Genomic DNA, 24,628 nt, shown 5'->3' on the forward strand with positions numbered 1-24,628 from the left:
CGTAATTCCAGCCGATGCTCCTACGTTTCGGTAACATTCGTGGGTATCTCCGACAGTCACGAGCGGGGTGTTTTCGGTGTATTCTCCCTCTTTGGGCAGACACACCCGATTTTCTCGCTCGTGACGCGTCATCCAACGCGGCGTGGATTGCGACTGCCGACGTGTTCAGGTCAGGGGGCGCCGATGTGCTGGCATGGCTATAGCGGTTCGCACGCTGGACGAAGGTGCGTGGGTGAACGTGAACAACACCCGGATCGTCGGCGTAAGCAACGTCTGGAAGCTTGCACACCACGACATCTGCGGCTGTGAAGTCGCCTTTTTCGTCGTCGAAGTGTTCACCGACGTGGGGGTCGATGGCAAGTGGGTCGAAGCCCGTGCCGGTGGACAGTGCATCGGCTGTGGCGAGCACGGAACGACTGACTGGCTCCGAGTCGGGAAGATGGGTACCGACCGCTTCCGCCCCATTGCCGTCGAGGGCGTTCATTCGCCTGGATAACTGCTCTGTCGGTCCTCGGAAAACGGACCGTCACACCTCCCCGCGATATTTGCCGGGATTTCCGATCCCCGGCGGACATTGACGCGGAGCGCGACTGTTTACGGGTCGGTTCTGTACGATGGCCCATGCCGACCGACGTGGAGAAATGGAAGGACGAGGTGTACGGAAAGGAGATTCGCGAGCACATGCTCCGATTCGCCGAAGAGGGGTGGGACGCCATTCCGGACGACGAACACGATGCGTGGTTCGAACGGTTCAAATGGTGGGGGCTGTACCACCAGCGCGACGGACAGGAGAGCTACTTCATGATGCGGATCGGGCCACCAAGTGGCGTGCTCGAGCCCGGACAGCTCCGAGTCATCGGCGAAATCGCGCGCGACTTCGCCGTCGGTCCCGCCGCGAACCCCGAGTTCGGAAATGGTTACGCGGACGTGACGACCCGGCAGGCGATACAGCTCCACTGGGTAAACATCGAGGACGTGCCCAAAATCTGGGACCGTCTCGAAGAGGCGGGGCTTTCGACCATGCAGGCCTGTGGCGATTCATGGCGTAACATCGTCGGTTGTCCAGTCGCAGGCAAGGACGAGGCGGAGTTCGTCGATGCCCTCCCCGTAGTCGAGGATTTACAGGAGAACTTCAAAGGGAACCCCGAGTACGCGAACCTACCACGAAAATGGAAGGTGTCGGTGACCGGATGTAGGGAAGGCTGTGGACAGGGCGACATCAACGATATCGGCATCGAACCCGCCGAGAAGAAAATCGACGGCGAATCGGTTCGTGGGTTCAACGTCCGCGTCGGCGGTGGCCTCGCCGGTCGCGAACCGCGATTCGCCCGCGACATCGACGTGTTCGCGGAACCAAACGAGGTGGTCCCGGTGCTGGGCGGGCTCTCGGGTCTCTTCCGCGATTACGGCAACCGGGACAACCGCCGTCGCGCACGCATCAAGTTCCTCGTGGACGAGTGGGGTCCCGAAAAGGTCCGCCGTGTCCTGCAGGACGAGTACGTCGATTTCGAACTGAAAACCGCCGGAGATGACCTTCGTGAGGAGTATTCGTACAACGCCGGGGTTCCGGACGACCACGGCCACGCCGACCACGTCGGGGTTCACAAACAACCCGACGGGAACTACTACATCGGCCTGAACGTCCTTGTGGGTCGCGTCGGTGCGGAGGACATGATAGAGATGGCGGACATCGCGGAGGAGTACGGTTCCGGCGAAGCCCGACTCACGCAACGCCAGAACATCATCCTCACCGACGTTCCCGAGGAGAACCTCGATGCCATGCTGGACGAACCGTTGTTCGACCAGTACAGCCCCGACCCGCATCCGTTCCAGCGCGGGTCGATTGCGTGTACCGGAACCGAGTTCTGTTCGCTCTCCATCGTGGAGACGAAGAACCGGCAAGTTCGCCTCTCGCGCTGGCTTCGTGACAACGTCGAACTGCCGGACGACGTGGCGAACTTCCACATCCACTTGTCCGGTTGCACCGCCTCCTGTGCCCAGCCGCAAATCGCGGACATCAGCCTGCGCGGGATGAAAACCCGCAAGGACGGCGAGGCGGTCGAAGCACTCGATATCGGCCTCGGTGGCGGCCTCGGCGAGAATCCTAGCTTCGCATCGTGGATTCGGGAGCGAATCGCCGCCGACGAGGTACCTGGCGCGATTCGAAACCTCATCGATGCGTTCGATGAACGGCGCGAGGACGGGCAAACGTTCCGGGAGTTCGTACAGTCCCACGACGAGGAGAAACTGGCCGAGTTCGCGGAACCCGAGGAAACCTCCTACGACGATCCGTACATGCACAACACGAAGAAGACGTGGTACCCCTACGCCGACGACGACGCGATGGAGGCCAGTCCGGCACCGAACAGCCCGGACGACGCGATTTCAGGGGACGACTGAGATGGCTGACCGAGTCCTCTCGGTCACCGCTTTCACCACGTTTGACCTCGTAGACGCCGTTGCGGAGGGTCATGGGTGGACGGAGGAAGCGGTCGGCGTTCTGAACGTCAAAACCCCGCGCAGTGAGGGTTCACCCGACGAAGTGTTACTGCAGCTCGAACTGGACAACACCGAGTTGGAGCATCTGCCAGCACACGCCGAAACGGTTTCCCTGTCACCGGAGCAGGCACGGGAGTTGGCGGGGGAGTTGGAGCGGTACGCCGATTCGGTGGCGGAAGAACGGTCGTAGTGGATGGAAACGGAACTCCTCATAACCACCGCGTAAGGAGTCGTTTAACTGGTCTATAACTTTAGGAGTCGGGGTACTCTACCCCATCGGGGATGATTTACTATGCCCCAATCACAAAACGGCGAACGAGATCGTAACGACAGTAGTCAACGGTCCACACAGAAAGAAACTACTGGACAGGGCAGTGCGAACCAGCAACCACAAGCGCAGAACACGCGTCGGAAGAACGATGGGTCGTCGAACTGGCTCGCGAAGACCGGCTTGATGTCGGGCCTCGCAGTCATCGGCTTCGTGTTGCTGTTGTTCGCGCTCGGCCAGGCCGTCGGTTTCGACCTGCTGGGACTGTTCGCTGAAGCGGTCAGTTCCCAGACGGGACGCTGGCTCGTCGTCGCGCTCTTCGCCCTGCTCCTCATCGGAGTAGCTGAGCGGGGACTTCGTGGCACTCTTCGCCGCGTCTAACGCTCCCCGGCTCGATTTTGTTCAGAAGTGAACGTCTGGCACGCTGTATTCTCAATCCATTCGAACGGTCGCACAGCCGCAGGTGACGACCGGGTCGAATAGTTCATCGACCGGCATCGCCTCGCCACAATCTGTGCAAATGATATGTGGCTCCGACCGTCGGCGTTGTTCCCGATAATATTCGACCGCCTGTACTCCAATCAATGCTGCAGCACCGGCTCCGACTGCCCCCATCAAAACCGTGTCAAGTGTGTTTTCGCGTGCCATGGTGAGGCAAGGATGGGCCAGTACCTTAAAGCTACTGCTGAATTCATCCAACATAACTCTTGCTGCCATAGCGGACCCTTCCGAGTCGCAAGCGGTTCATATAAAAATAGGTTCGTCGTAGAACAGTTCGTATGATATCCCTCACTGGGTCAGTCGTCGGGTTCGTCGTGAGCCTGCTCATCGGCGCACTCGGCATTTACATCGGCGCGAGAGTCGTGACGAAGACTGACGATTACGGATACGCACTCATCACAGCCATCGTCGGGTCGATCGTCGGCGTCGTCGTCGCATTCTTGCTCGGGTGGCTGTTTGGCTGGGTCGTCGTCCTTATCGCATGGGTTTGGGTCATCAACTTCCGCTATCCCGGCGGTTGGGGCAACGCGATCGGAATCGCACTCATCGGATGGCTTTCCGTCGTCGCCATCACGTACGTACTGGCAATCTTGGGAGTTCTGACGTTCGAGGCGCTCGGCATTCCAGGTATCTAATCATCCAACTCTTCTCCGAGCAACTCTACCGCGTTCCGAACAGCACCGACTGAGGACAGATAGCCCGCCCCGACCGTCGCTTTTAGCGCCTTCGCTGGCGTACCAGTAACTACCGTTGGACCGATCTGGGCGACTGCACCGTCCCCGATCGAGACGAGCCACCCCGGCGAATCGAACGTGAATTGGTCGAGTCGAGGGTCGAACACGTCGTCCTGGCCCGTGACGAGTCGGACGATATTTGTCGCGACGACCCTCGCTTCACGCACCGCGGATTGGGCGCTCGCAGGAACGGTTTCTCCATCGCCATCCACGACACGAGCAGCATCGCCGACGACGAACGTTCCGTCGCCGAGTCTGAGCGTGCTATCGACGGTCGGGCGGTCACCGCTCAGCGCGTCCGGCCCGCGGATACCACCGGTCCAAATGAACTGGTCGTAGGGAAGCGCCGTCCCGTCAGCTATCGTGATCTCCTCGTCGTCCGCACGCTCGACAGCGGTTCCGGTTCGAATTTTGATATCCCGCTTTTCGAGTTCCTTCGTCACCGCCTGCTGGAAATTGCTGGGAAACGACGGTGCGATATGGTCGAACTGCTCCAGCAGGATTATTTCTGCATCCATCTCCTCCTCGCGAGCGAGCGCCGAGAGTTCACCCGCGACCTGTACTCCCGACAAACCCGCACCACCGACGACGATTCGACCACCCTCGTGGGTGAAAAACCCCTTCCGAATCGTTTCGGCGTGATGGAGTCGTTTGAGCGGCGTCGCGTGTTCTTCGACGCCCGGCAGTCCGTAGAATGCGGTTTCCGCGCCGAGGCAAACGCCAGCGTAGTCGTACTCGAGGTTCGGTTCATCTTTCGACTCACCGTTCTCGAACACCACCCGATTTTCCGTCGGGTCGATGGATTCGACCCGTGCCACCCGAATCTCGCAATCGAGAACGTCTTCGAGTGGGATCGAAATATCGTCCGCGAACGACGGTCTTCGGATGACTCGGTGAAGTTCGTGCTGAACCAGATGCTCGCCGGTCTGCTCGACGAGAACGAGATTCGCATCGTCCGGGAGGGAACGTTCGAGTTTTCGGGCGAGAGTGAGACCGGCGTAGCCAGCGCCGAGAACAACGACCTGCATGAAGATAAATAGGAAAAGCAGGGCTAAAGGCGTATTCCCCGCTAGAACAGGGATTCGCTTTCCGGCAGGATTTCGGCAGGGCCGCCGACCTTCCAGCGCATCGTTTCGACGCCACAGTCGGCGATGACTTCCTCGACGTATCCCTCGTGTTCCGCCGTCGTGTTGACGTAGACGCTCGCACCTGTGTCGGTAGAGAAGTAGACGGGGATGTCCTCTTTCTCGCGAAGTCGCCGAACCTCGTTGAAGATTTCGAGCGTTTCCGGCTTCCAGTACACCCATCCTGCAGGCCCAGTCATCGTCGTCGCGGCGAGCGAAAGCGAGTCGTGTTCCGCCGTCTCGAAGACACGGTCGAAGTCGCCTTCGCGCAGGGCGTCACGCATCTCCACGAGTTGGTCGTGAATGTGGGCGAGTCGCGCTTCGAACATGTGGCTGTCGGCAGCCTCGCGGTGAGCTGCTTCGGTCTCCTTGTACGCGGGAACCAATCCGGCGACGATTCGCACGTCGTCTTCGAGCGGCGATTCGAGTCGCTCTGAGCGACAGTCGTGGTCGTTCAATCCCGTGTGGAGGTCCGAGAATCCGCCGGTCACGGCGCGCGCCGCCGAGGACGACCCGAGGCGTGCGATGGTCGAAATATCTGGGCGTGATAGATCGAGTCCCGCGGCTTCGGTGCAGGCCATCGCGGCGGCGGCGAACCCGGACGAGGAGGAACCGAGGCCGACGTTCGATGGGAAACTGTTCTCGCTTTCAAGGCGGACGCGGGTGTCGATTTCCGAGAGTTCCCGCACACGCGAGACTACTGTTCTAACGCGGTCTGCCGCGTGGCCCGTCAGTTCCTCGCCGTCAACGACGAAGGTGTCGGAATCGAGGGTTTCATCGAACTCGGCGGTCGTCTTCGTGTGACTCGGCGCGGTACAGACGCTGATGCTGTCGTGGTACGGATATCGCTGTTCCTCGTCTCGCATTCCGTGGTATTTGACGAGACCTTGAATCGGGTGGGCCTTCGCGGTCGCTTTCATACGTCGATGGGTGTGTGACGGGCGTTTAAACTCTCTGGAATACTGGTGAGATTCATCGAACGTCGTCCACCCTAAAACCGTCGAGCGATTTGGTATGCTATCGTCATGGGAAGGGTCACGGAGAGGAGGACGAGAGATATCTCGTCGGTCGTTGGCCCGGTTCCGGTCGATGCGCTGTAGACGTAAAGCGCGCCTATAGCGAGTACCCCAACGACGGTAGCGACGTAGTCCGGGTCGGTCCACGAAATACGGATGGGTTCGGCGGCCATGGCTACACCTACGAGATTCGGCAGTGATGTTTCTATCTCCCGATTGACGAGTTCGAATTCTCGAATATCGAACGACTGAAATCCCGTCCCGCTAACCTCATCGACATGGGCGCCCAACTCGATACGCGAGAGGCACAGTTGGATGAAATCCTCGATAGGTTGTACGACGAATATCCCGACGCGACCATCTCGCTCAACTTTTCAAACCGGCTCGAACTGCTTATCGCGGTGATGCTCTCGGCGCAATGTACCGACGAGCGCGTAAACAAGGAGACCGCGCACCTGTTCGAGAAATACCAGTCCCCGGAGGACTACGCGAGCGCCGATGTTGACGAACTCGCCGAAGATCTGAACTCCATCACCTACTACAACAACAAGGCGAAGTGGATCAACAGCGCCTGCCGAACTATCATCGAGGAACACGACGGGGAAGTGCCGGACACGATGCGCGAGCTGACCGACCTGACCGGAGTCGGGCGAAAGACGGCGAACGTGGTGCTCCAGCACGGCCACGACGTGGTCGAGGGAATCGTGGTCGATACGCACGTCCAACGACTGTCGCGACGGTTGGGATTGACCGACGAACAGAGCCCGCAGAACATCGAATCCGACCTGATGACGTTCGTCCCCGAGGCGGACTGGCAGTGGTTGACTCATCTGTTCATCAGCCACGGACGCGCGACCTGTACCGCCCGCAGTCCGGACTGCAAGGGGTGCGTGCTCGAAGATATCTGCCCGTCATCGAAGGTGGACAACGACATCGACCTCGCCAGCGGCGAGGCGTGGAACTGAAAGAACGCTCGCTTCAGAGATAATCGGTGTGCAGGATGAAAAACCGAGCGACGCCGAGCATCCACGTCAGCAACCAAAACACGATGTAGCCCGCGACGCCGACGCGTAGTCGCCACCGCCACGAATCCATGTTTTCGTGTAGTTCACTGATATCCATCTCGGGGTTCGGAGAACCGTACAAATCGTGCGCACGTTTTACTTGAAAGATTCTGACGATGCCCGTGAGCGCGAGAACCAACAACGCGTACGCTTGGAGTCCGAGAAACGCGTGAACTGCCGCGAGGCCACCGAACTGTCGGAAGAAGCGGGGAATCATCCACGTGACTGCCGGTATCGTCGTCAACAGAAGGCCGGTAACGATGAACTTCAGATGATGCGTGAGAACACCCCACGTTACTGTTTCCGCTTCGATAATTATCCACGCCCCGTAGAGGTAGAACGGAAAACTCGCAGTCACGACTAGTGCGACCACCGTCGCAATCGCCGCGTCGCTTACCATAGTCGGTGGTTAGCCTGGGGAGCGTTAAACCGTCCGAAACGTCGGGCGTGTCAGAAGATGTTTAGCCGTCGAAGCGTAACTTCCGAACAATGGCTGACTCCGACAGTGGGACGAAGGGCGCAGGTGAGGACGCGCCGGAGAAATCCCGCGAGGAACTCCGCCGCGAGGTCGATGAGAAGTACGATTTCGAGAACTTCGGCCCCGAAGATATGGCGGAGATGTCCCTCGAAGAGTGGGAAGCGGCGTTCGACCCTGACACCTGGATAACGGGCGAGGAACTGCTCGACCGGGTGGAAGCTGACTTGAAACACCGAATCGCCGTCAGGGAAGTGTTCGCCGTCGTCGAACGGACCACGCACGACGGTGAACCGTTGCTGGTCGCCTACTCGGACGAAGGGTACGCCGTCGTCTACGCGGACGGAAGCGTCGAAGGACGTGGAACTGTCCTCCGCGACGTGAAGCCCACGGTTGCATTGGCCTCGATGGAGGAATACGACGTACCCGAGATGCCGGAAGGTGACCAACTGCCGCAACCCGACGAAGTACCGGAGGGAAGCGGCGAACTCGGCAACAAACTGATGCAGACGATAGGCGGAATCCACATCGTTGCGGGATTCGGCATGCTGATCGCGTGGGTTCTCATCTACTTTCGAATCATCGGCGTGCCGCAAAATATTCGGCAGGGGGCGCCCCTGCTGGCACTCGTCGGCGGCGGATTCCTCGTGTTTGGATTTTTCGTCCTGCTCATCGTCGCGAACGCCCGTCTTTCCGACAGGTTCCGCTCGGAAGAGTACAGAAACCGACTCCGGTCCACCGGAGTCGAATCCGGCGACCGACCCGATTTTCTGCCCCTGGACGAAAGCGATCGAGATGACTGAACCGCCGAGAGGGGTTCCATAACGGTCGCTAGCGGCACTCCCGCGGCATCGGTGGGTTTAAGCAAGTCCCATCCTGACCAACACATGTATGAAGAGGCGGGACTTTCTACTGGCGGCCAGCGGCGTTGCTGGCGGAACTGCCGCGGCGGCGGCACCCGCTGGTGCGCAGCAGACGACCACGTCGGGAGGTGGCAACCAGTCCGGCGGCAACGGAACTGGCGGTAACCAGACGACCGGGTCGGCCGGTGGCAACCAGTCGAGTGGAAACCAGTCTAGCGGCAATCAGAGCAAAGGCGGGGGCGGCGGTGGCGGAGCGACGAAAACCGTCAAAGTCGGCCCCGGTGGCGAGCTCGTCTTCGAGCCAGCCGAACTCCAGATTTCGCCCGGCACCACGGTGAAGTGGGTCTGGGAGTCGAACACCCACAACGTGGTTCCCGAAAGCCAACCCGACGGGGCTGGCTGGAAAGGATCGGGAAGCGAGAGCGAGACGTTCGATTCAGGGCACACGTACGAGCACACCTTCGATACGGAAGGGTCGTACGAGTACTTCTGTGCGCCCCACAAAAGCGCCGGCATGACCGGGTCGATTCAAGTCGGCGGCAGCAGTGGCGGCGGCGGTGCTCCGGCTGAAGTCGACCCTGAAGACATGGGCGTGCCGTTTCAGGCGCACTACGTCGGAATCGCGACGATTCTGATGATGGTCGTCTCACTCATCTACACGTTCTTCTTCCTGAAGTACGGTGAGTCCGCACACTCCAGTGGAGGGAACAGATAGATGTCCTCGTCAGGAAGCACGTACGGCGATATCCACCGATACGAACCGGCCCGCGAAAGCACGACTGCCGCTATCGCAATCGTCCTATTGACGATTATCGAAGTCGTGTTCGTCGGGTTGTTCACCTACGGCCTCCTCAACGGATGGGGGCTGACGGAAGTCGGCAACATGTACCTCGGTGGCGTTCTCGCGATCATCTTCATCGACCTCGCGTTCGTTCTCATGCTGTACCGAAAGGAGTTCCTCCCCGACGTGATGATCGTGAAAAAACGACGTCGCAAATGGGAAGACCTCTACGTGCGTGAGGAGGAACAGTACGGAACCGAATCGTTCGGAGATGCATGGGAGCAGTTCAAACGAGCAGTGTATCCCTACTACAAACGATAAACAATGGCAGGAGATGACAAATATCCAGAGAGCACAGGTCGCCGCCGCTTCGTCAAGGGCGTCGTCGGAAGCGCGACGCTTGCCGGCGTCGGAACCGCTGGAGCCGCATCGCTGAAATCCGCGACGGCTTCGGCCGGTGAAGGTGGCGGTATCACTCAGTTCATGGGTGTCGAAAACATTGCCGGGCCCGCACCGCGGGCGATGCCCCAGATACCCGTCGAAATCGACGGAGAAGGGTATCTCAAAGGCTTTTTCCCGAAGCCATCGACGGAGAAAGTACAGGGCCGTGAAGTGACGGTCGCCGAGGCGAAAATCGGCGGCATTACGTACTCGGCCAACTGGTTCCAGTACTGCGGTGTCCAGACCTACAAGGGCGTCAAACCCGATGCCGACATGGACAACTACTTCCGATACAAGGAGGGTGCGGGATACGATTGGCAGGCGAGCGAAGTCAAAGCCGGTGACAAAGTCCACATCGACGACTTCACCGACTACAAGACATGGGGTAACGGCATCGGAAAGTCTGGGCTCGGAAAGCCCGCAACGGTGACCTGGCGCTCGCAGGACGTTCCGCCGAGCCAGACGATGACCGTCCAACTCATCCGAAGCCCGAAGATCGAAGAAATATCGGGCGAGAGCAAGTGGCTCAAAGAGAGCACCGAAAAAGGCTTTATCGCCAACCTGAACAAATGTACGCACTTCTGCTGTGTACCTTCGTTCAAAGGCATCGCTGGCGCGGCAAAGTTCGGTGCACAGGACAAAATCTACTGTCCGTGCCACCAGTCGGTGTACGACCCTTTCAGCATCGTCAAAAAATCGTTCGTGGCGTTGCCACGACCGGAGGACGACTAAATGAGTATCGAACGCAAAGACGACCACGACCACGGCGAGTGGCTCCGCGAGAAGGACCTGACGCCCATCGAGAGCACGTTCCTCACGACGCTCATCTGGATGGACAAGCGGTTCCGCATCGTGGACTATCTCGAACTACTGGAGACGTTGTACTACCGCGTCAACCTCCAGATGCCGAAAAGCCACACCGAACAGTACGGGCTGGATAACAAGTTCTGGTACTGGTACCCGCTGTACGCACTCGGAAGTTTCTCGACCATCGCGTACGTGGTAGCCGCCATCAGTGGCGCGTTACTCGGGTTCTACTACGCACCGTCGACGGCAGGAGAAACGACGGCCGCGTACACCCAGCTGACATACATCATGACGGACCTCAACTTCGGGTTCATGCTCCGAAGCATCCATCGCTGGTCGGCACAGGTGATGGTGGCCGCGGTGTTTCTCCACATGCTCCGTGTCTACTTCACGGGCGCGTACAAGGAACCCCGCGAGGTCAACTGGATTCTCGGCATCATCCTCATCAGTTTGACGATGGTGTTCGGATACACAGGGTACCTGCTCCCGTGGGACCAGCTGGCGTTCTGGGCCGGACAGATCGGTGTCGAAATGAGCCTCTCCGTCCCGCTCATCGGCGAGTGGGTGGCACAGCTCCTGTTCGGCGGCTTCAGTTTGAGCCAGGCGACACTGCAGCGGATGTACATCCTACACGTGTTCTTGCTGCCGTTCGTCGTGACCACACTCATCGCGGTGCACATCGGCATCGTCTGGATGCAGGGCATCGCTGAACCACACTGATACAATGACCGACGAAAACGAACCCCGAACCGACGGAAGTGGTACCGGCATCGTCCCGCCGGACGACGAGACCCCCACGTGGCTCGAACGCAAGCAGCGCACGCAGGGACTCTCCCGGCTGACGTACGAATACTTCGAGCGCTCGCGTAGGGAGGACCAGGACCTCCGTCAGGAGTCCAGCTACGTCGAACGTGACGTGCTGGCGTTCCCGACGTGGCCCCACGAGATGATTCGTAATCTCTCGATTACGAGCTTCTTCGTCGGGATGATTCTGTTCCTCGCCGCGACGCTTCCGCCGCACCTCGGCCCACCGGCGGACCCGAGTTCGACCCCGGCGATCATCCTACCCGACTGGTATCTGTACTGGTCGTTCGGCCTGTTGAAGCTCGGACCCCTTAACCCCGAACTCGCCATCCTCGGTGGCGACAAACTGATGGCGGACCGAACGTACGGTGTCGTAGCGAACGTCGTCGTCGTCAGTATCATCGCCATCGTCCCGTTCCTGAACAAGGGAAGCGCCCGACGACCGGTCGAAGAACCGTTCTGGGGCGCAGTCGGCATGTTCGGCGTCTGGTTCGCGATCACGATCAGCGCACTGTCGATCAAGAACCTGCTTCCCATCGACGCTCACCTCACGTTCGACTTGGCGTTCCTCGTGCCGATCGTGGCCGGAACCATCACTTACGCGGTGTTGAAGTCCATGCGTGAAGGGTACATGTTCAGCCTCAATCGACGGTACTACCGCCTGCGGCCGCCGAAATAATTCGGTTTTTTCTCCTATGTCTTCACGCGACGACGACGAATCCGAGACTAGTTACTCCGTTTTCGATGACGGGAGCGATGGCGACGACGAATCGAAGGCCGAAGGGGACTCCGGTGGTATCGCTTCCCGTGAAGTGGTCGTCCCGCTTCGCATGTACAAAGTCGTGACCGTCTTCTCGACGATGTTCGCCGTCTTCACGGTCGTCGGCGGGTTTATCGCGCTCGACTACGCGACCGACCGGGCGACCGCACCGCTGCCGCAGGTCGATTATCCGGTCGCAATTTTTGGCTTGCTCCTCATCGCGTCCGGAACCGTAGTGTACGCCTTCTCCACGCGATTCCGGACCGAGGGAATGGGAAAGTCTAAAGACGACTCCGACGAACCGTCAAACAATGGCTGACGAATTCGCAAAGGGACTCGGAATCGCGACGACGGCGGGTCTCGCTTGGATGGTGCTTTCGGGTTGGTATACGACTCCCGGCTTCGAGGAGACGCAACTCCTCGGTGAGATTCCGGGAGGCCTCGATATGTACGGTAACCTCGCAATCATGCTCCGTGAAGTGTTCTTCTGGTTCGCCATCCTCGCCATGCTGTTCTTCTGGGTCCTCATCCCTGGCATGCGCCAACTGCGACAGGCACGCTCGTAAGTCGAAAAGACCCGGATTTTCTCTCGATCCGCGATAGCTGGCTAGCCGTCGATACGCGTTCCCGGCGTTTCGCCACCGAGAAACGCCGACACGTCGTCCGGGCCGAAAATCGATGCCGGTGCACCCAGTTCGAGCAGTGACCGAACTTTTCCGGCCATGCCCCCGGTGACGTCCGTCGATTCGCTCTCGCCGAGCACGTCGGCGACTTGTTCGTAGGCGGTGATTTCGGGAACGATTTCGGCGTTTTCGTCGAGGACGCCAGGAACCGTCGAACAGAACCCGACGCGGTCGGCATCGAGGTGGCTTGCCACCGAGACGACGAGTTCGTCGCCGCTAACGACGGTGACACCCTCTTTTTCGTGGGCAATCACATCTCCGTGGAGGACGGGGACAAATCCTTCGGCGACCATCGTTTCGATGTGCCCCGTTGGGAGCGTGAGGGACGCGTTCGCGTCCCGAACAGCGGTGGAAAACGGATGGACGGGAACCGCTGCAATGCCACGATCGTGGAGACGCGAGAGGACGAACTCGTTCAACGTTTTCATCGCGCCGTGGATGTCCGTGACAGCATCGATGTCGTGGCTTCCAGTCGTCGTCGAGACGCCGTGCTCGTTTGCGTGGTGGTGGCCAAAACTACCGCCGCCGTGTACCAATACCAGGTCGTCCGCGTTCGCTTCGCCGAGTGCGTCCGCGACGTGGCCAAGTGTTTCTCCATCGAGCGTATCCGCGCGATCTTTGTCCGTGATGACACTCCCGCCGAGTTTGAGCACCGTGAGACTCATTCTTCGCGTACCCCCTCTGTGTCGAGTTCGGCGCGGAACGCGTCTTCGCACCCCGGCGTAAATCGAAGTGCCGTCTCCGTCTCGTCCGTCGGGTCGAGTGCGACGATGCACCCGCCACCACCAGCGCCCGTCAGTTTCGCACCGAGCGCACCAGCATCTCGGGCCGCCCAGACCATGTTGTCCAACGAGCGAGAAGAAACGCCGAGCGCTTCCAACAAGCCGTGGTTGAAATTCATCAGCTTGCCGAGTTCCTCGACGCTGCCCTCGGCCAGCGCGCGTTCGCCCTGTCGAACGATCTCTCCGATGCTTTCGACGGTGTCGCCGGCGAATTCGTATCGGTCCCGGAGTGCTCGAACGCCTGCGACGAGTTTCCCGGTATCGCCAGCACCGCCGTCGAAGCCGACGACGATCGGCAACTCTGGTGCTTCGATAGCTCGGCAATCGTCACCCTCCACTCGAACCGCCCCGCCGGTTGCAGAGCAGAACGTGTCCGCACGTGAGGCTTCCCCGTCCTGCACCGCGAGTTCCGCACGATATGCTCTGTCCGCGAGTTCGTCACTCGAAAGCGAAACGTCAAGTTCGCGCGTCGCAGCGTCGATTGCGGCGACCGTTACCGCGGCTGAAGATCCGAGACCGGCACCCAGGGGGATGTCGCTCTCTATGGTAATGTCGAACCCGGCGCTCGGCCGTCCCGTCGCGTCTCGGACTTGTTCGACCGATGCATCGATATAGCCCGTCGCCGCGCGAATGAGCGATTCGGAGACGTCCACATCGGGTGTTTCATCGGTGTTGCGACCGTATTCGATAGTGAACCCATCGAGACTCAGATCCTCCGCATCGACACGGAGGCGATCATCGCTGCGCGACTCGACCGATACTGTTGCCCGGCGCTCGATGGCACACGGGACGGCGGGTTCGCCGTATACCACAGCGTGCTCCCCGAACAGGTATACTTTCCCCGGAGCGCTCGAAACTGTCATATCGTACTCTCGGTAAGCGGAGGGTATCACTTTTTTCGAATGGAGTCGTGTTGATGATCCGAATCAGCCATCACCGCACGACTGGTGAGTCAGTCCCGAAGAAAATATCGAATGAAAACCGCATGATGAGTATCGTCTCGTTCGCGATACGCGATCGGATGCCCCGTCTCACAAAAATGAGATATCGCTTGCCGGTTTGCCGTCGCACGTTCACCATCCACTGTTTCGACGCCCCATTCACAGATCTGACAATCCAAAATCCGTTCCCCACCCATCATCGTGTATGAAACCGTCTCGTTGGTCACTGTACTGGTTGCATCATCAAGTACTTTTATTGGAATCACCTGGCGAGTATTCGGTCGGACGATGGTTTGACTACAAGAACGGCGATACGACACGCTCTACACCATGATTCGAAGTATTCCGGAAAACAGCTCAAATCCAAATTCGTCGATTAAATCTCGCTCTCGAAGTCGTCGAGCGAGTACGCAGGTTCGGCACCGCGGCGGTCGAGCGTTTCGTTGGCAAGCAGCCAGTAGACGACCGACAGCGCTTTGCGACCTTTGTTGTTCGTCGGGACGACGAGATCGACGTTGCTCGTGTTGTTGTTGGAGTCACACATGGCGATGACGGGGATGCCAACCGTAATGGCCTCCTTGACTGCCTGTGCGTCTCCGATCGGGTCGGTAACGACGACGACATCGGGTTCGATGTAGCCGTCGTATTTCGGGTTCGTCAGTGTCCCCGGAATGAATCGACCCGTGCGAGCGCGTGCGCCAACCGCTTCGGCGAACTTCTCCGCCGGGAAGCGACCGTACTGACGCGAGGACGTGACCAACATCTGCTCCGGATTGTAATTGGAGAGGAAATCCGCGGCCGTGCGGATTCGTTGGTCGGTCTTGCTCACGTCGAGGACGTAGAGGCCGTCCGTACGAACGCGGTGGATGAATCGTTCCATGTCCTCGGTTTTCTGTTGCGTACCGATGTGGACACCTGCACCGAGGTAGTCCTCGACAGGGATGAGGAGGTCTGCTTCCTCGTCGCCGAGCACGTCCTCGTCGAACTGTGGTTCTTCTTCTTCGGTCTCTTCCGCCTGTGCGCCGACGTCTTCGTCGGGGTCAACCTCGGGTTCCGCACCGGACTCGCCGGTCGGTTCCGCGTCGACTTCCCCTTCCGCGGCTTCGAGACCGTCCGTTTCTTCTTCTACCTGTTCTGAATCGTTGTCGCTCATAATCGTGATACGTTCTGCTCGATTCGGATGAGTTCGTTGAGTTTGGCGGTTCGCTCGCCACCAACCGTGCCCGTTTTGATGAACGGAGCGTCGGTCGCGACAGCGAGGTGTGCGATGGTCGTATCCTCGGTTTCACCGCTTCGGTGTGAGATGACAGGGTCGTAGCCGTTCTCGACGGCGAGTTCGATCGCGTCGAAGGCATCGGAAAGCGTTCCGATCTGGTTTGGCTTGATGAGAATGCTGTTTCCGGCATCCTGTTCGATACCGTCCGACAGTCGCTCGACGTTCGTGACGAACAGGTCGTCACCACAGATGAGCGTTCGGTCACCGACACGGTCGGTGAGTTCGGCAAAGCCTTCGTAATCGTCCTCGTCGAGTGGGTCCTCGACGTAGACGAGGTCGTACTCGTCCACGAGGTCCGCAACGTAATCGATCTGCTCGTCGGTCGAGCGTGTTTGGTCGCGGTAATGATACTCGCCGTCCTCATACAGTTCGGCACCGGCCATATCGAGACCGAACCGAACGTCGAAGCCGAAGTCGCTAGCGACGGTCGAAACGGCTTCTTCCATCACTTCGAAGGCTTCGTCGTCATCGATGGACGGCGCCCACGCACCTTCGTCACCTTTGGCCGAGGGAACGCCACGCTCATCGAGGATGTCCGCGGCTTCCTGGTGGACTGCGGCGTTCGCGAACACGGCATCCTGGACGCTCGGTGCGCCGACGGGTGCCGCGAGGAACTCCTGAATCGCAGTCGCGTCCGCGGCGTGTTCGCCACCCCCGATGACGTTTCCGAGCGGCACCGGAAAGGTGTCGCCACGGAACGCACCACCGAGATGTTGGTAGAGCGGTATGCCAAGCACATCAGCCGCGGCCTTCGCGGCGGCCATGCTGATTGCGACGGCACTGTTCGCACCGATTTCCGAGAAGTTGTCGGTCCCATCAGCCGCTCGAAGGGTGGTGTCAACGTCGCGTTGATCGCCGACGAAGACGTTACCTTCGAGGCGAGGAACCGCGTGTTCGCGAGCGGAGGCGATTGCCTCATTCGGGTCGAGTTCGATCGCTTCGTACTCGCCCGTGCTTGCGCCGCTCGGAGCGGCGGCACGGCCGAACCCGCCACTCTCGGTTAACACGTCAGCTTCGACTGTCGCGTTCCCGCGCGAATCGAGAATTTGGCGGAGTCTGACGTGTTCGATGCGCGTCATTGCTCCTCCTCACGACGAACGGTGAACGGAAGCACACCGGCGTCGTACTCTTCGGCCGCGATGAGAATCGGCTGTGACTCCTCGGTTTCGACGAGAACCGGCGCGCCGTACGACACTTGCAGCGCTCTCGCACCGAGGATGCGGGCTTTTTCGTATCGGGAGTAGTGTTGTTGAGCCATTACTGGTACGGGGCAACGATGTCCACGAGGTCTTTATGTGAGACGATCATTCGACGGCAGCAGTGACGTTCGACGCCGAGGTCGTCGAGAACCTTACCGGGGTCTTCGTTCCCCATGTGGGTCTCGGCGCGCGATTTGTACTCCTGCCAGTGCTCACCGACGACTTTACCGCACGTGAAACACCGGACTGGTATCATCATGGGTTAAACCACCTCAACGGTAGGACTTCTGGTAGCGGGCACGGGCACCGGGGCCGCCCCACTTCTTGGGTTCGGACTGGCGAACGTCGTTGACCAGCAAGGAACGGTCGAACTCCATGAACGCATCACGGAGTTCTGCGTCGTTCATATGCTGGACGAGTCCACGCGCGATCGCAGTGCGGACTGCGTCTGCCTGTCCGGTGATGCCACCGCCCGAAACGTCAACGTCGACGTCCACGTCTTCGCGCTCGTCGTCCGCGATGCGGAACGGTTCGAGCATCTTGAGTCGAGCCATTTCCGGCTCGACCAATTCGACTGGTTTCGAGTTGATTCGCACACGACCCTCGCCTTCCGTAACCGTGGCACGGGCGATTGCCGTTTTCTTCTTTCCGCTCGTGTTCGTTACCATGTGACGTTAGCACCTAGGTATTCGCTGACTTCGCCCAGTTGGACGAAGCGGATGTTCGAGAGTCGGTCCAGCGACGTTCCGTCGAGGATTTCGCCATCCTCGTCGTACGGGTTGCCGACATAGACGCGCACGTTCTCGAAGGCCTCGCGGCCGCGCGGCTTCTTATACGGAAGCATGCCGCGGATGGAGCGCTTTGCGATCATGTCCGGTCGCTTTGGGTAGTACGGACCTTGGTCGGAGCTGAGGTTGAACCTCGTCTCGTATTTGTCCAGTACGTCCTGCTTGCTGCCGGTGATGATGGCTTCTTCGGCGTTGACGACGGCGACTCGCTCGCCGTCCATCGCCTTCTGTGCGACCTTGCTCGCCACACGACCGAGAATGCAGTCGCGGGCGTCAACGATGACATCGGCGTCGTATTCTGCGATACTCATCGAATCACTCGCACGTTAGCGCCATTGGGGTTTTGTTCGATTGCCTGTTCGAGTTTGATCGGTTCGCCGTCTGCCTGCTCGATCTTCGTCTCCGCGGTCGAAGAGAAATCGACCGCAGCAACAGTGACGTTCTTTTGCAGGACACCGCTCCCGAGAACCTTGCCGGGCACGATGACGGTTTCATCTTCCTGTGCGTACCGTTCGATACGGCCCAGGTTGACTTCCGCGTGCGTGCTCCGTGGTTTCTCGAGGCGTGTCGCAACGTCATTCCACACGTCGGCTTCCTTCGTGCGGGAAACCGATTTGAGCTCGGCGATGAGACTACTGAGCCTCGGATTTGTCTTACTCATGCTACTTCCTCCAAGTACTGAGAACTGAAGTGCAGGGAGCAGGATTTGAACCTGCGGACTCCTACGAGACAGCGCCCTGAACGCTGCGCCGTTGGCCAGACTTGGCTATCCCTGCACGCTGAGAATACGTGCGCACCCTCGTGGGCAACACACTGTTGTCCGTGGCCCTTAAAACCAGTTTCGGTTGGCCGATTCCGAGAGTCGACACTCTCCATCGAATCGGCGAACACGTCAGGGGAGTTCCAAGGGCCAGTCATTGTTATAGTTGAATTGCCTGTTCGAGTTCGTCCGCACGGTCCGCCAACGAATCGACGGCCTGCGTGACCAGCTCTTCGACGGTGAACGACCCGTCGCTTTCGACGTCGAAGACGAACGCGTTCGGGACGTCCTGGACCTCGACCTTCTTGCCGGGGAACCGGTTCGTCAGGTCGTGGTCGAACGATTCCGTCGGAACGAGTTCGCCATCGTCTTCGATGACGCCTCGGAGAATTTGGGGTTCTTCCTCTCCGAACTCGTCCCGGTCGCCGACGACTTCGACGCGTTGCAGGTGGCGATAGCCGACCGCGACGCCACCTTGATGTTTGGCGTGTTCCTTGCCCGACCCGATAACGGCATCAGCCTCCAGTTCGAGACGCTGGTCGTCTTTCAGGTCGATAATCGGAACGTTATCCTCGGCGGGTTGCACCATTTCGTCGGAGCTGATGAGGTCGCCGGAGAACGCCGTTCCCGGACCCGACACGTCGAGGCTGAGCGTTACGGTGTCGCCCTCCTCGAACTCGCCGGGTGGCGTGGTCAGCGGAACCAAACCGAGACGCAGTCCGATCTGCTCGTCGAACATCACCGAGGAGTTCTCGATGACTCGAAGCGTATCGATGGACAGCGTCGGCACGTCCGCGATCATGGCCCGGCGAATACCGTTGGCGAACGCCGGGGTAACGTTGCGAACGAGGAACCGTGCCTTGCGTTCGTCGCCGTCGATGAACTCTACGTCGAAGTCTTCGGTCATGTGTTAGAATCCACTACCTTTCGGTGCGCGGGTACCGTCGTGCGGAATCGGGGTCACGTCTTCGATTCGACCGATTTCGATTCCGGCACGAGCGAGTGCGCGGATCGTCGCCTGTGCACCCGGACCCGGGTTCTGCTGTAGGTTGCCGCCGGGGCCTCGCACACGAACGTGGAGTCCCTCGATGCCAGCAGCCTTGACTTCGTCCGCAACCGTTTCGGCCATCTGCATGGCCGCGTACGGTGAGGACTCGTCACGGTTCTGTTTCACGACCGTCCCACCGGACGACTTCGCAATCGTCTCCGCACCAGTGAGGTCCGTGATGGTGATGATCGTGTTGTTGAACGATGCGTGTACGTGGGCGATTCCCCACTTTTCGTCGTTGTCGCTCATTCGTTACCCTCCGCGCGTTCTGGATGAAGTTCGTCTGCAAGCGGGCTGTTCTCGTCGAAGGCGACACTGCCTTCCTCGACGATTTCGACCTTGTACGATGGAATCGACACGCGTCGATCGTCCACCGTAACGTGGCCGTGGGTGATGAACTGTCGTGCCTGTTGTGGCGTGTTCGCCAGTCCTTTTCGGTAGGCAACGGTCTGAAGACGTCGCTCCAGTACGTCCGTGATTTCGAGGAGCAGAACGTCGCCGAGTTCGTCACCGTCGTCGAGGACGCCGATTCGTTTCAGACGGGAGAGGAACTCCTCGCCTTCTCCGGATTCGTCGCCCGTGATGTCGCCGAGCAGTCGTCGGGCCTCACGGCGGAAGTTACGGAGTTCACTCTGGGCACGCCAGAGTTCTTCCTTGTTCTTCAGGCCGTATCGGTCCATCAGACCGCGTTCTTCACCGATTCGCTCGCCCTGGAACGGGTGGTTCGGTGTCTCGTAGAATTTGGTGTTCTCACCGGGGAGCGACATTATTCTTCGTCACCCTCCGCGGCGGCTTCTTCCTTGATAGCCTCGACGTTCACGCCGATCGTACCCTCGGTACGACCCGTGGACTTGGTTCGCTGTCCGCGAACTTTCTGTCCACGTTTGTGGCGAAGGCCTTTGTACGAGCTAATCATCTTCATCCGGTTGATGTCCTGCCGTCGCGTCATGGACAGGTCGTTACCGGTTTCGTGGGTCGTCTCGCCGGAGAAGTATCCGTCTCGGTGGTTCGTGAGCCACTCGGGAACTTCGTCGGCGTAGTTTTCCACGGCCTCGACGACGCTCTGAATGTCGTCCTCGTCGAGTCGGCCGAACGTTGCAGTTCGGTCGATACCCGCCTTTTCGGCGAGCAGTCGTGCCGTGCGACGACCGATTCCGTTCATATCGGAAAGCGACCGCTCTACGGTCTTCGTCCCATCGAGGTCTGTTTGCCCGATGCGGACGAAGTACCGAAGGTCGTCGTCTTCGTCCTGTGGTTGTTCCGTACTCATGGTTGATAGTTTGGAGCGTCGAGGGAGGGATTCGAACCCTCGAGGCTTGACGCCACAGAGTTAGCAACCCTGCGCCGTGGGCCAGACTAGGCTACCTCGACACGCGTTCATTATGTTCGCCCTTCCGGACTCGGGACGCATGCCCCTACAGGTGTCTGCAACTCATCCTACCGGTGGTTACTATTTAAACGCAACGAATGCCTCTCGAAATGCATGTGACAGGACTGCAAGCCCTACCGAGATGACGTACATTCCAACGAAAAACGGAGCCCAGAACACCCACAGTTCGAACGTTGGAAAGAGGTGACTTCCGTAGGCGCTCCCGAGCGTAAGCACGAGATACCCCGGCAGTGCAAGCGGCGTCATGAGACGAGTATCGAATGAACCAATGACCAGTGGGACGACCAACAGCAGATACCACCCCCATACGGCGCGGCCCGAAAGCACGTTTCGGACGTTCATGAGTTCCCCCGCCGTTCGATCCCGTGATGGGAAAGTAACTCTTCGGCAGCGCGCTTCGTCCACCGAACTCTCGTTCCGAGGTCGAGGAGGAACGCCGTTGTCTCGAAGATGTATCCCGGGCGGTCCAAATCGCCCGCTACTTTGTGAACGAGCATCGGACGCGATCCCGTTATTTCACCACCACGGCGAAACTCGTGAAACGGCATCGACCACGGAACCACGGTGTCGTTCAGCTGTTCTGCTGTCAGCCGTGCATATTCGTTCGCTCGTCCCACGTTCGTGGGCCAAATCACCTGGCCGACCGACGATTCGTGATAGCCATAAATCCCGATAGATCGGTGTAAATCGAGCACTACATCCGGATCGTGGCGAGAAACGACGCCCCAGATTTCCCGTGCCAATTCTGATTCCGGTTTTTCCCCGGTCGGGAATTTTCGATTCAAGTCGCCGTCTGTCCCCTCTCGCCGGTTCGACCGAATCGCCACCTGGTTTGCTCGCGGCAAGACAACGAGCGTCCCGCCCGAAACTCGCCACTTCGTAATAGCCGTCGCTGCGCGATAGCCACTCTTTTCGTCGCCATGCATCCCACCGACGAGCAGCGCTGTCGGACCGTCCCCGTCGTTTTTGACGAACACTTCCGTTTCCTGCTTCGTTCCGGAACGAATCGTGTACGCCGGATCGGATCCACTCTGCACTCCCTTCCCACTATCGGCAACCGAAACGCTCGCTCGACCGACGGAGAGTGCACCAGTTGTCATGAGAAATGCCCGTCGTCGCATAGAGGAGGTCGCGTAGCGGGCCCCCATCAAGCTTTTTGTCGAATCGCGTTTCAGCGATCACTGTTTCGGAGGTTCAAGCGTCGATATAGCGGTCGTTTATTTCCCACTCGCCTTCTCCATCTCGGACCATGTATTCCCCGTAGTAGGGGACCCTGTTTGCGACCGTTTCGCGGAATGCTTCGCGAATCTCGTGTTTCGTCATTTCGCCCATCGGCCGTAGGTCGTCGTTGCGGTTCAGACACCCCTTGAGGTATCCTTCGTGCGTCACACGTACGCGATGACAATTAGTACAGAAGCTCGGGTTTTCGACAGGGTCGACGATTTCGACCATCCCACCGTTGACCCAATACCGTTTTCGTCCATGCATTTCGCGGATTTCGATCTCGTCAGCTTGCTCTTCGAGCCACCCGTGAACGCGCTCGATATCGATCGCCCACTCCGGTTTTCCGGTCAATTCGGGCATGTATTCGATGAGTTGTAGCTGGAGCCCGCTGTTTTCGGCGACGTGATCGACCATTTTTGGGACGTATCCCGCTGTCGCCTCGAAGACGACCATGTTGAGCTTTACCGGGTCGAGTCCGGCAGCTAGAGCTGATTCGACACCTTCCATTACCTTGTCGTACGCTCCGCTCTTGGTTACTTCCGCGAACGCTTTCGGGTCGAGAGCGTCCTGGGAAACGTTTACCCGCGACAAACCAGCCTCTCGGAGTCCCGCTGCTCGGCCGGGAAGAAAGGTCCCGTTCGTAGTCAACGATACTTCCATTTCGTTGGGGGTTCGACGAATGATCTCCTCCAAATCCTGTCGGAGCATCGGCTCTCCCCCCGTGAACTTTACTTTCTCTACGTCGAATTCGCGAGCCACTTCTAGAAACCGAACGACGTCGTCTGCACTCATTTCGTCGTCCTGTGGGTCCATCGGACCTCGCGTGTCCCCGAGACCTTCGTTGTGACAATAAACGCAGTCGAAATTACACCGGTCGGTAAGAGAGACACGTACCCCCGTGACCTCGCGCCCGAACGAATCCTCGAGCATCGACCGTACCTTTCGGACGAATATTATTAAACTCGTGGGAGTCTGCAACCCGGATGTAACCACATTCAATTACATCGTACCTGTTCGAGAAACGTTTCGTCGTATTCATCCGACAACCGAAACCGGAGTGGAACGCGACCGAGTCACGTAGTTCATAAGCCTTATCGACGGGTCACGCCCTAGCCGACATTATGGACGAAGCTGACGTTCGAGACCTTCTTCGAGAGATCGAAGACCCAGACCTCGGCGAGGACATCGTTTCGCTCGGAATCGTGAACGAAATCACGGTCGAGGACGGACTAGCACGAGTCTCCCTTGCACTCGGCGCGCCGTACGCACCCCACGAAACCGAAATCGCAAATCGCGTCCGCGAAGTGCTCGGTAGCGAAGGAATTGACGTCGAACTCTCCGCCCGTGTCGATAGCCAGCATTCACCCGAAGAACAGGTACTTCCGGGTGTAAAAAACATCATCGCTGTCGCCTCCGGAAAGGGCGGCGTCGGAAAAAGTACCGTCGCCGTCAATCTCGCTGCCGGTCTCTCCAAGCTGGGTGCCCGCGTCGGTCTATTCGATGCCGACGTGTACGGGCCGAACGTGCCACGAATGGTCGCCGCCGACCAGCGCCCTCAAGCGACCGAGGACGGGAACCTCGTTCCACCCGAGAAATTCGGCGTGAAGCTGATGAGCATGGCGTTCCTCGTCGGCGAGGACGACCCCGTTATTTGGCGCGGTCCGATGGTTCACAAAGTTCTCACCCAACTCTGGGAAGACGTGGAGTGGGGGCAACTCGATTACATGGTCGTCGACCTTCCACCCGGAACTGGTGATACACAACTCACACTCCTCCAAAGCGTTCCGGTTACCGGCGCGGTTATCGTCACGACCCCACAGCAGGTCGCCCTCGACGACGCACAGAAAGGACTTCGAATGTTCGGCAAACACGATACCCCCGTCCTTGGCATCGCCGAAAACATGAGCTCGTTCAGATGTCCGGATTGTGGCAACGAGCACGACATCTTCGGACACGGCGGTGGTGCGGCATTCGCCGAAGAACAGGACATGCCGTTCCTCGGTGGGGTCCCCCTCGACCCTGCTGTTCGAACCGGCGGTGACGAAGGAACACCCATCGTTCTCGATGAGGAAAGCGAAACCGGTGACGCGTTCCGTGTGCTGACCGAAAACGTCGCCAACAACGTCGGGATTATCAACCGCCGCAGACAAAGCCAGGAGTAAGCGATGGCGAGCGACACCGAATCGTTCGAACCGAACTCCGAGCGAGTTGAAATCCTCCGCGAAATCGCGGACGACATCCGCGGGGTGAGTAGCGAGAGCAAACTCGTCGCCGCGATACTCTACCGAATCAGCGACCTCTACGATCCCGACGAGGACACCTCTCCCAAGGATATCTATATCAATATGCGGGAGATTATTCGGACGAAAGAGGTCGGGGGGAAAGGAAAATAAAGACGAG

At 59.1% G+C, this 24,628-nt stretch carries 37 protein-coding genes and 2 tRNA genes; 16 read left to right on the forward strand and 23 right to left on the reverse strand.

Annotation, left to right across the window (positions count from 1 at the left end):
• Nucleotides 1-193 precede the first annotated feature (193 nt).
• The 4 genes from OOF89_RS12715 to OOF89_RS12730 all read left to right on the forward strand — a co-directional run bounded on the left by OOF89_RS12715 (nucleotide 194) and on the right by OOF89_RS12730 (nucleotide 3,148).
• Complete coding sequence (locus OOF89_RS12715) at nucleotides 194-496, forward strand: hypothetical protein (protein ID WP_266076716.1); 303 nt, start codon at nucleotides 194-196, stop codon at nucleotides 494-496.
• 125 nt (nucleotides 497-621) lie between these two features.
• On the forward strand, nucleotides 622-2,400 hold the full coding sequence (locus OOF89_RS12720; RefSeq protein ID WP_266076718.1) for a nitrite/sulfite reductase: 1,779 nt from the start codon (nucleotides 622-624) through the stop codon (nucleotides 2,398-2,400).
• Between the two features lies 1 nt (nucleotide 2,401).
• Nucleotides 2,402-2,689 carry a DUF6360 family protein gene (locus OOF89_RS12725; protein ID WP_266076721.1) on the forward strand — a complete coding sequence of 96 codons (288 nt, stop codon included), beginning with the start codon at nucleotides 2,402-2,404 and terminating at the stop codon, nucleotides 2,687-2,689.
• 102 nt (nucleotides 2,690-2,791) lie between these two features.
• A complete protein-coding gene (locus tag OOF89_RS12730) occupies nucleotides 2,792-3,148 on the forward strand; it encodes a hypothetical protein (protein ID WP_266076724.1) in 357 nt (118 codons plus the stop codon).
• Between the two features lie 51 nt (nucleotides 3,149-3,199).
• On the opposite strand, the gene OOF89_RS12735 is transcribed toward OOF89_RS12730, so the two are convergent.
• Nucleotides 3,200-3,415 carry a hypothetical protein gene (locus OOF89_RS12735; RefSeq protein ID WP_266076727.1) on the reverse strand — a complete coding sequence of 72 codons (216 nt, stop codon included), beginning with the start codon at nucleotides 3,413-3,415 and terminating at the stop codon, nucleotides 3,200-3,202.
• Nucleotides 3,416-3,546: 131 nt separating this feature from the next.
• On the opposite strand from OOF89_RS12735, the gene OOF89_RS12740 reads away from it, so the two are divergent.
• Nucleotides 3,547-3,903, forward strand: coding sequence for a hypothetical protein (locus OOF89_RS12740; RefSeq protein WP_266076730.1), 357 nt, complete (start codon nucleotides 3,547-3,549; stop codon nucleotides 3,901-3,903).
• Here OOF89_RS12740 and OOF89_RS12745 read toward each other — a convergent pair.
• From OOF89_RS12745 to OOF89_RS12755, 3 genes are all read right to left on the reverse strand, one after another.
• A complete protein-coding gene (locus tag OOF89_RS12745; RefSeq protein ID WP_266076732.1) occupies nucleotides 3,900-5,030 on the reverse strand; it encodes an NAD(P)/FAD-dependent oxidoreductase in 1,131 nt (376 codons plus the stop codon). The two genes, OOF89_RS12740 and OOF89_RS12745, sit on opposite strands and share 4 nt — an antisense overlap.
• A 41-nt stretch (nucleotides 5,031-5,071) precedes the next feature.
• Complete coding sequence (gene mvaD, locus OOF89_RS12750; protein ID WP_266076733.1) at nucleotides 5,072-6,046, reverse strand: phosphomevalonate decarboxylase MvaD; 975 nt, start codon at nucleotides 6,044-6,046, stop codon at nucleotides 5,072-5,074.
• A 71-nt stretch (nucleotides 6,047-6,117) separates the two neighbouring features.
• Complete coding sequence (locus OOF89_RS12755; RefSeq protein WP_266076735.1) at nucleotides 6,118-6,432, reverse strand: hypothetical protein; 315 nt, start codon at nucleotides 6,430-6,432, stop codon at nucleotides 6,118-6,120.
• On the opposite strand from OOF89_RS12755, the gene nth reads away from it, so the two are divergent.
• Nucleotides 6,421-7,107 carry an endonuclease III gene (gene nth, locus OOF89_RS12760; protein WP_266076738.1) on the forward strand — a complete coding sequence of 229 codons (687 nt, stop codon included), beginning with the start codon at nucleotides 6,421-6,423 and terminating at the stop codon, nucleotides 7,105-7,107. The genes OOF89_RS12755 and nth overlap by 12 nt on opposite strands.
• A 13-nt stretch (nucleotides 7,108-7,120) precedes the next feature.
• Here the strand turns inward: nth and OOF89_RS12765 are convergent, their stop codons facing one another.
• The gene (locus OOF89_RS12765; protein WP_266076740.1) at nucleotides 7,121-7,606 is read right to left on the reverse strand and encodes a DUF7321 family protein; all 486 of its coding nucleotides are present in this window, start codon (nucleotides 7,604-7,606) and stop codon (nucleotides 7,121-7,123) included.
• A gap of 89 nt (nucleotides 7,607-7,695) precedes the next feature.
• Here OOF89_RS12765 and OOF89_RS12770 point away from each other — a divergent pair, with 89 nt between their 5' ends.
• The 8 genes from OOF89_RS12770 to OOF89_RS12805 all read left to right on the forward strand — a co-directional run bounded on the left by OOF89_RS12770 (nucleotide 7,696) and on the right by OOF89_RS12805 (nucleotide 12,703).
• Entirely contained in the window at nucleotides 7,696-8,484 is a 789-nt protein-coding gene (locus OOF89_RS12770; RefSeq protein WP_266076743.1) for a DUF7319 domain-containing protein, read from the forward strand.
• An 88-nt stretch (nucleotides 8,485-8,572) separates the two neighbouring features.
• A complete protein-coding gene (locus OOF89_RS12775) occupies nucleotides 8,573-9,259 on the forward strand; it encodes a plastocyanin/azurin family copper-binding protein (protein WP_266076745.1) in 687 nt (228 codons plus the stop codon).
• A complete protein-coding gene (locus OOF89_RS12780; protein WP_266076748.1) occupies nucleotides 9,260-9,646 on the forward strand; it encodes a DUF7318 family protein in 387 nt (128 codons plus the stop codon).
• A 3-nt stretch (nucleotides 9,647-9,649) separates the two neighbouring features.
• Nucleotides 9,650-10,498, forward strand: a complete 849-nt coding sequence (locus OOF89_RS12785; protein WP_266076751.1) for a Rieske 2Fe-2S domain-containing protein — start codon at nucleotides 9,650-9,652, stop codon at nucleotides 10,496-10,498.
• Nucleotides 10,499-11,293, forward strand: a complete 795-nt coding sequence (locus tag OOF89_RS12790) for a cytochrome b (RefSeq protein WP_266076754.1) — start codon at nucleotides 10,499-10,501, stop codon at nucleotides 11,291-11,293.
• Between the two features lie 4 nt (nucleotides 11,294-11,297).
• Entirely contained in the window at nucleotides 11,298-12,056 is a 759-nt protein-coding gene (locus OOF89_RS12795) for a cytochrome b family protein (RefSeq protein WP_266076755.1), read from the forward strand.
• A 16-nt stretch (nucleotides 12,057-12,072) separates the two neighbouring features.
• Nucleotides 12,073-12,456, forward strand: coding sequence for a DUF7315 family membrane protein (locus OOF89_RS12800; protein WP_266076758.1), 384 nt, complete (start codon nucleotides 12,073-12,075; stop codon nucleotides 12,454-12,456).
• The gene (locus OOF89_RS12805) at nucleotides 12,449-12,703 is read left to right on the forward strand and encodes a DUF7314 family protein (protein WP_266076761.1); all 255 of its coding nucleotides are present in this window, start codon (nucleotides 12,449-12,451) and stop codon (nucleotides 12,701-12,703) included. Before OOF89_RS12800 ends, OOF89_RS12805 begins: the two co-directional genes overlap by 8 nt.
• A gap of 41 nt (nucleotides 12,704-12,744) precedes the next feature.
• Here the strand turns inward: OOF89_RS12805 and OOF89_RS12810 are convergent, their stop codons facing one another.
• The 18 genes from OOF89_RS12810 to moaA form a co-directional block, all read right to left on the reverse strand.
• Nucleotides 12,745-13,485 carry an isopentenyl phosphate kinase gene (locus tag OOF89_RS12810; protein ID WP_266076763.1) on the reverse strand — a complete coding sequence of 247 codons (741 nt, stop codon included), beginning with the start codon at nucleotides 13,483-13,485 and terminating at the stop codon, nucleotides 12,745-12,747.
• On the reverse strand, nucleotides 13,482-14,465 hold the full coding sequence (mvk, locus tag OOF89_RS12815; protein ID WP_266076765.1) for a mevalonate kinase: 984 nt from the start codon (nucleotides 14,463-14,465) through the stop codon (nucleotides 13,482-13,484). The genes OOF89_RS12810 and mvk overlap by 4 nt, the downstream gene beginning before the upstream one ends.
• 454 nt (nucleotides 14,466-14,919) lie before the next feature.
• The gene (gene rpsB, locus OOF89_RS12820) at nucleotides 14,920-15,696 is read right to left on the reverse strand and encodes a 30S ribosomal protein S2 (protein ID WP_266076767.1); all 777 of its coding nucleotides are present in this window, start codon (nucleotides 15,694-15,696) and stop codon (nucleotides 14,920-14,922) included.
• Nucleotides 15,693-16,898 carry a phosphopyruvate hydratase gene (eno, locus tag OOF89_RS12825; RefSeq protein WP_266076770.1) on the reverse strand — a complete coding sequence of 402 codons (1,206 nt, stop codon included), beginning with the start codon at nucleotides 16,896-16,898 and terminating at the stop codon, nucleotides 15,693-15,695. The genes rpsB and eno overlap by 4 nt, the downstream gene beginning before the upstream one ends.
• A complete protein-coding gene (locus OOF89_RS12830) occupies nucleotides 16,895-17,077 on the reverse strand; it encodes a DNA-directed RNA polymerase subunit K (protein ID WP_266076773.1) in 183 nt (60 codons plus the stop codon). Before OOF89_RS12830 ends, eno begins: the two co-directional genes overlap by 4 nt.
• A complete protein-coding gene (locus OOF89_RS12835; RefSeq protein WP_266076776.1) occupies nucleotides 17,077-17,277 on the reverse strand; it encodes a DNA-directed RNA polymerase subunit N in 201 nt (66 codons plus the stop codon). Before OOF89_RS12835 ends, OOF89_RS12830 begins: the two co-directional genes overlap by 1 nt.
• Nucleotides 17,278-17,290: 13 nt before the next feature.
• Complete coding sequence (locus tag OOF89_RS12840) at nucleotides 17,291-17,686, reverse strand: 30S ribosomal protein S9 (protein ID WP_266076779.1); 396 nt, start codon at nucleotides 17,684-17,686, stop codon at nucleotides 17,291-17,293.
• Nucleotides 17,680-18,117: a 50S ribosomal protein L13 gene (locus tag OOF89_RS12845; RefSeq protein ID WP_266076782.1), complete on the reverse strand. Its 438-nt coding sequence runs from the start codon at nucleotides 18,115-18,117 to the stop codon at nucleotides 17,680-17,682. The genes OOF89_RS12840 and OOF89_RS12845 overlap by 7 nt, the downstream gene beginning before the upstream one ends.
• Nucleotides 18,114-18,467: a 50S ribosomal protein L18e gene (locus tag OOF89_RS12850; protein WP_266076784.1), complete on the reverse strand. Its 354-nt coding sequence runs from the start codon at nucleotides 18,465-18,467 to the stop codon at nucleotides 18,114-18,116. The genes OOF89_RS12845 and OOF89_RS12850 overlap by 4 nt, the downstream gene beginning before the upstream one ends.
• Before the next feature lie 30 nt (nucleotides 18,468-18,497).
• A tRNA-Leu gene (locus OOF89_RS12855) sits at nucleotides 18,498-18,582 on the reverse strand.
• A gap of 144 nt (nucleotides 18,583-18,726) precedes the next feature.
• Nucleotides 18,727-19,473 (reverse strand): DNA-directed RNA polymerase subunit D, encoded by a 747-nt coding sequence (locus tag OOF89_RS12860; protein WP_266076786.1) that lies wholly within the window; start codon nucleotides 19,471-19,473, stop codon nucleotides 18,727-18,729.
• Nucleotides 19,474-19,476: 3 nt separating this feature from the next.
• On the reverse strand, nucleotides 19,477-19,863 hold the full coding sequence (locus tag OOF89_RS12865) for a 30S ribosomal protein S11 (RefSeq protein ID WP_266076789.1): 387 nt from the start codon (nucleotides 19,861-19,863) through the stop codon (nucleotides 19,477-19,479).
• Nucleotides 19,860-20,381, reverse strand: a complete 522-nt coding sequence (locus OOF89_RS12870; protein WP_266076792.1) for a 30S ribosomal protein S4 — start codon at nucleotides 20,379-20,381, stop codon at nucleotides 19,860-19,862. The genes OOF89_RS12865 and OOF89_RS12870 overlap by 4 nt, the downstream gene beginning before the upstream one ends.
• Nucleotides 20,381-20,884: a 30S ribosomal protein S13 gene (locus tag OOF89_RS12875; protein WP_266076795.1), complete on the reverse strand. Its 504-nt coding sequence runs from the start codon at nucleotides 20,882-20,884 to the stop codon at nucleotides 20,381-20,383. Before OOF89_RS12875 ends, OOF89_RS12870 begins: the two co-directional genes overlap by 1 nt.
• A 16-nt stretch (nucleotides 20,885-20,900) precedes the next feature.
• Nucleotides 20,901-20,985 (reverse strand) — tRNA-Ser (locus tag OOF89_RS12880).
• A 79-nt stretch (nucleotides 20,986-21,064) separates the two neighbouring features.
• Nucleotides 21,065-21,346 carry a hypothetical protein gene (locus tag OOF89_RS12885; protein ID WP_266076798.1) on the reverse strand — a complete coding sequence of 94 codons (282 nt, stop codon included), beginning with the start codon at nucleotides 21,344-21,346 and terminating at the stop codon, nucleotides 21,065-21,067.
• Entirely contained in the window at nucleotides 21,343-22,125 is a 783-nt protein-coding gene (locus OOF89_RS12890) for a M99 family carboxypeptidase catalytic domain-containing protein (protein WP_266076801.1), read from the reverse strand. Before OOF89_RS12890 ends, OOF89_RS12885 begins: the two co-directional genes overlap by 4 nt.
• Before the next feature lie 73 nt (nucleotides 22,126-22,198).
• Nucleotides 22,199-23,158: a GTP 3',8-cyclase MoaA gene (gene moaA, locus OOF89_RS12895; RefSeq protein ID WP_266076803.1), complete on the reverse strand. Its 960-nt coding sequence runs from the start codon at nucleotides 23,156-23,158 to the stop codon at nucleotides 22,199-22,201.
• Nucleotides 23,159-23,349: 191 nt separating this feature from the next.
• Between moaA and OOF89_RS12900 the strand changes: the two genes are divergently transcribed.
• Both OOF89_RS12900 and OOF89_RS12905 read left to right on the forward strand, forming a co-directional pair.
• A complete protein-coding gene (locus OOF89_RS12900; protein ID WP_266076805.1) occupies nucleotides 23,350-24,390 on the forward strand; it encodes an Mrp/NBP35 family ATP-binding protein in 1,041 nt (346 codons plus the stop codon).
• Nucleotides 24,391-24,393: 3 nt separating this feature from the next.
• Nucleotides 24,394-24,621, forward strand: coding sequence for a hypothetical protein (locus OOF89_RS12905; protein WP_266076808.1), 228 nt, complete (start codon nucleotides 24,394-24,396; stop codon nucleotides 24,619-24,621).
• Nucleotides 24,622-24,628 lie beyond the last annotated feature (7 nt).

Source organism: Haladaptatus caseinilyticus (assembly GCF_026248685.1).
GTDB classification, from domain to species: domain Archaea; phylum Halobacteriota; class Halobacteria; order Halobacteriales; family Haladaptataceae; genus Haladaptatus; species Haladaptatus caseinilyticus.

Coding starts and splice junctions, on each gene's coding strand:
- OOF89_RS12715 (WP_266076716.1), top strand. CDS start 194: ATGGCTATAGCGGTTCGCACGCTGGACGAAGGTGCGTGGGTGAACGTG.
- OOF89_RS12720 (WP_266076718.1), top strand. CDS start 622: ATGCCGACCGACGTGGAGAAATGGAAGGACGAGGTGTACGGAAAGGAG.
- OOF89_RS12725 (WP_266076721.1), top strand. CDS start 2,402: ATGGCTGACCGAGTCCTCTCGGTCACCGCTTTCACCACGTTTGACCTC.
- OOF89_RS12730 (WP_266076724.1), top strand. CDS start 2,792: ATGCCCCAATCACAAAACGGCGAACGAGATCGTAACGACAGTAGTCAA.
- OOF89_RS12735 (WP_266076727.1), bottom strand. CDS start 3,415: ATGGCACGCGAAAACACACTTGACACGGTTTTGATGGGGGCAGTCGGA.
- OOF89_RS12740 (WP_266076730.1), top strand. CDS start 3,547: ATGATATCCCTCACTGGGTCAGTCGTCGGGTTCGTCGTGAGCCTGCTC.
- OOF89_RS12745 (WP_266076732.1), bottom strand. CDS start 5,030: ATGCAGGTCGTTGTTCTCGGCGCTGGCTACGCCGGTCTCACTCTCGCC.
- mvaD (WP_266076733.1), bottom strand. CDS start 6,046: ATGAAAGCGACCGCGAAGGCCCACCCGATTCAAGGTCTCGTCAAATAC.
- nth (WP_266076738.1), top strand. CDS start 6,421: ATGGGCGCCCAACTCGATACGCGAGAGGCACAGTTGGATGAAATCCTC.
- OOF89_RS12765 (WP_266076740.1), bottom strand. CDS start 7,606: ATGGTAAGCGACGCGGCGATTGCGACGGTGGTCGCACTAGTCGTGACT.
- OOF89_RS12770 (WP_266076743.1), top strand. CDS start 7,696: ATGGCTGACTCCGACAGTGGGACGAAGGGCGCAGGTGAGGACGCGCCG.
- OOF89_RS12775 (WP_266076745.1), top strand. CDS start 8,573: ATGAAGAGGCGGGACTTTCTACTGGCGGCCAGCGGCGTTGCTGGCGGA.
- OOF89_RS12780 (WP_266076748.1), top strand. CDS start 9,260: ATGTCCTCGTCAGGAAGCACGTACGGCGATATCCACCGATACGAACCG.
- OOF89_RS12785 (WP_266076751.1), top strand. CDS start 9,650: ATGGCAGGAGATGACAAATATCCAGAGAGCACAGGTCGCCGCCGCTTC.
- OOF89_RS12790 (WP_266076754.1), top strand. CDS start 10,499: ATGAGTATCGAACGCAAAGACGACCACGACCACGGCGAGTGGCTCCGC.
- OOF89_RS12795 (WP_266076755.1), top strand. CDS start 11,298: ATGACCGACGAAAACGAACCCCGAACCGACGGAAGTGGTACCGGCATC.
- OOF89_RS12800 (WP_266076758.1), top strand. CDS start 12,073: ATGTCTTCACGCGACGACGACGAATCCGAGACTAGTTACTCCGTTTTC.
- OOF89_RS12805 (WP_266076761.1), top strand. CDS start 12,449: ATGGCTGACGAATTCGCAAAGGGACTCGGAATCGCGACGACGGCGGGT.
- OOF89_RS12810 (WP_266076763.1), bottom strand. CDS start 13,485: ATGAGTCTCACGGTGCTCAAACTCGGCGGGAGTGTCATCACGGACAAA.
- mvk (WP_266076765.1), bottom strand. CDS start 14,465: ATGACAGTTTCGAGCGCTCCGGGGAAAGTATACCTGTTCGGGGAGCAC.
- rpsB (WP_266076767.1), bottom strand. CDS start 15,696: ATGAGCGACAACGATTCAGAACAGGTAGAAGAAGAAACGGACGGTCTC.
- eno (WP_266076770.1), bottom strand. CDS start 16,898: ATGACGCGCATCGAACACGTCAGACTCCGCCAAATTCTCGATTCGCGC.
- OOF89_RS12830 (WP_266076773.1), bottom strand. CDS start 17,077: ATGGCTCAACAACACTACTCCCGATACGAAAAAGCCCGCATCCTCGGT.
- OOF89_RS12835 (WP_266076776.1), bottom strand. CDS start 17,277: ATGATGATACCAGTCCGGTGTTTCACGTGCGGTAAAGTCGTCGGTGAG.
- OOF89_RS12840 (WP_266076779.1), bottom strand. CDS start 17,686: ATGGTAACGAACACGAGCGGAAAGAAGAAAACGGCAATCGCCCGTGCC.
- OOF89_RS12845 (WP_266076782.1), bottom strand. CDS start 18,117: ATGAGTATCGCAGAATACGACGCCGATGTCATCGTTGACGCCCGCGAC.
- OOF89_RS12850 (WP_266076784.1), bottom strand. CDS start 18,467: ATGAGTAAGACAAATCCGAGGCTCAGTAGTCTCATCGCCGAGCTCAAA.
- OOF89_RS12860 (WP_266076786.1), bottom strand. CDS start 19,473: ATGACCGAAGACTTCGACGTAGAGTTCATCGACGGCGACGAACGCAAG.
- OOF89_RS12865 (WP_266076789.1), bottom strand. CDS start 19,863: ATGAGCGACAACGACGAAAAGTGGGGAATCGCCCACGTACACGCATCG.
- OOF89_RS12870 (WP_266076792.1), bottom strand. CDS start 20,381: ATGTCGCTCCCCGGTGAGAACACCAAATTCTACGAGACACCGAACCAC.
- OOF89_RS12875 (WP_266076795.1), bottom strand. CDS start 20,884: ATGAGTACGGAACAACCACAGGACGAAGACGACGACCTTCGGTACTTC.
- OOF89_RS12885 (WP_266076798.1), bottom strand. CDS start 21,346: ATGAACGTCCGAAACGTGCTTTCGGGCCGCGCCGTATGGGGGTGGTAT.
- OOF89_RS12890 (WP_266076801.1), bottom strand. CDS start 22,125: ATGCGACGACGGGCATTTCTCATGACAACTGGTGCACTCTCCGTCGGT.
- moaA (WP_266076803.1), bottom strand. CDS start 23,158: ATGCTCGAGGATTCGTTCGGGCGCGAGGTCACGGGGGTACGTGTCTCT.
- OOF89_RS12900 (WP_266076805.1), top strand. CDS start 23,350: ATGGACGAAGCTGACGTTCGAGACCTTCTTCGAGAGATCGAAGACCCA.
- OOF89_RS12905 (WP_266076808.1), top strand. CDS start 24,394: ATGGCGAGCGACACCGAATCGTTCGAACCGAACTCCGAGCGAGTTGAA.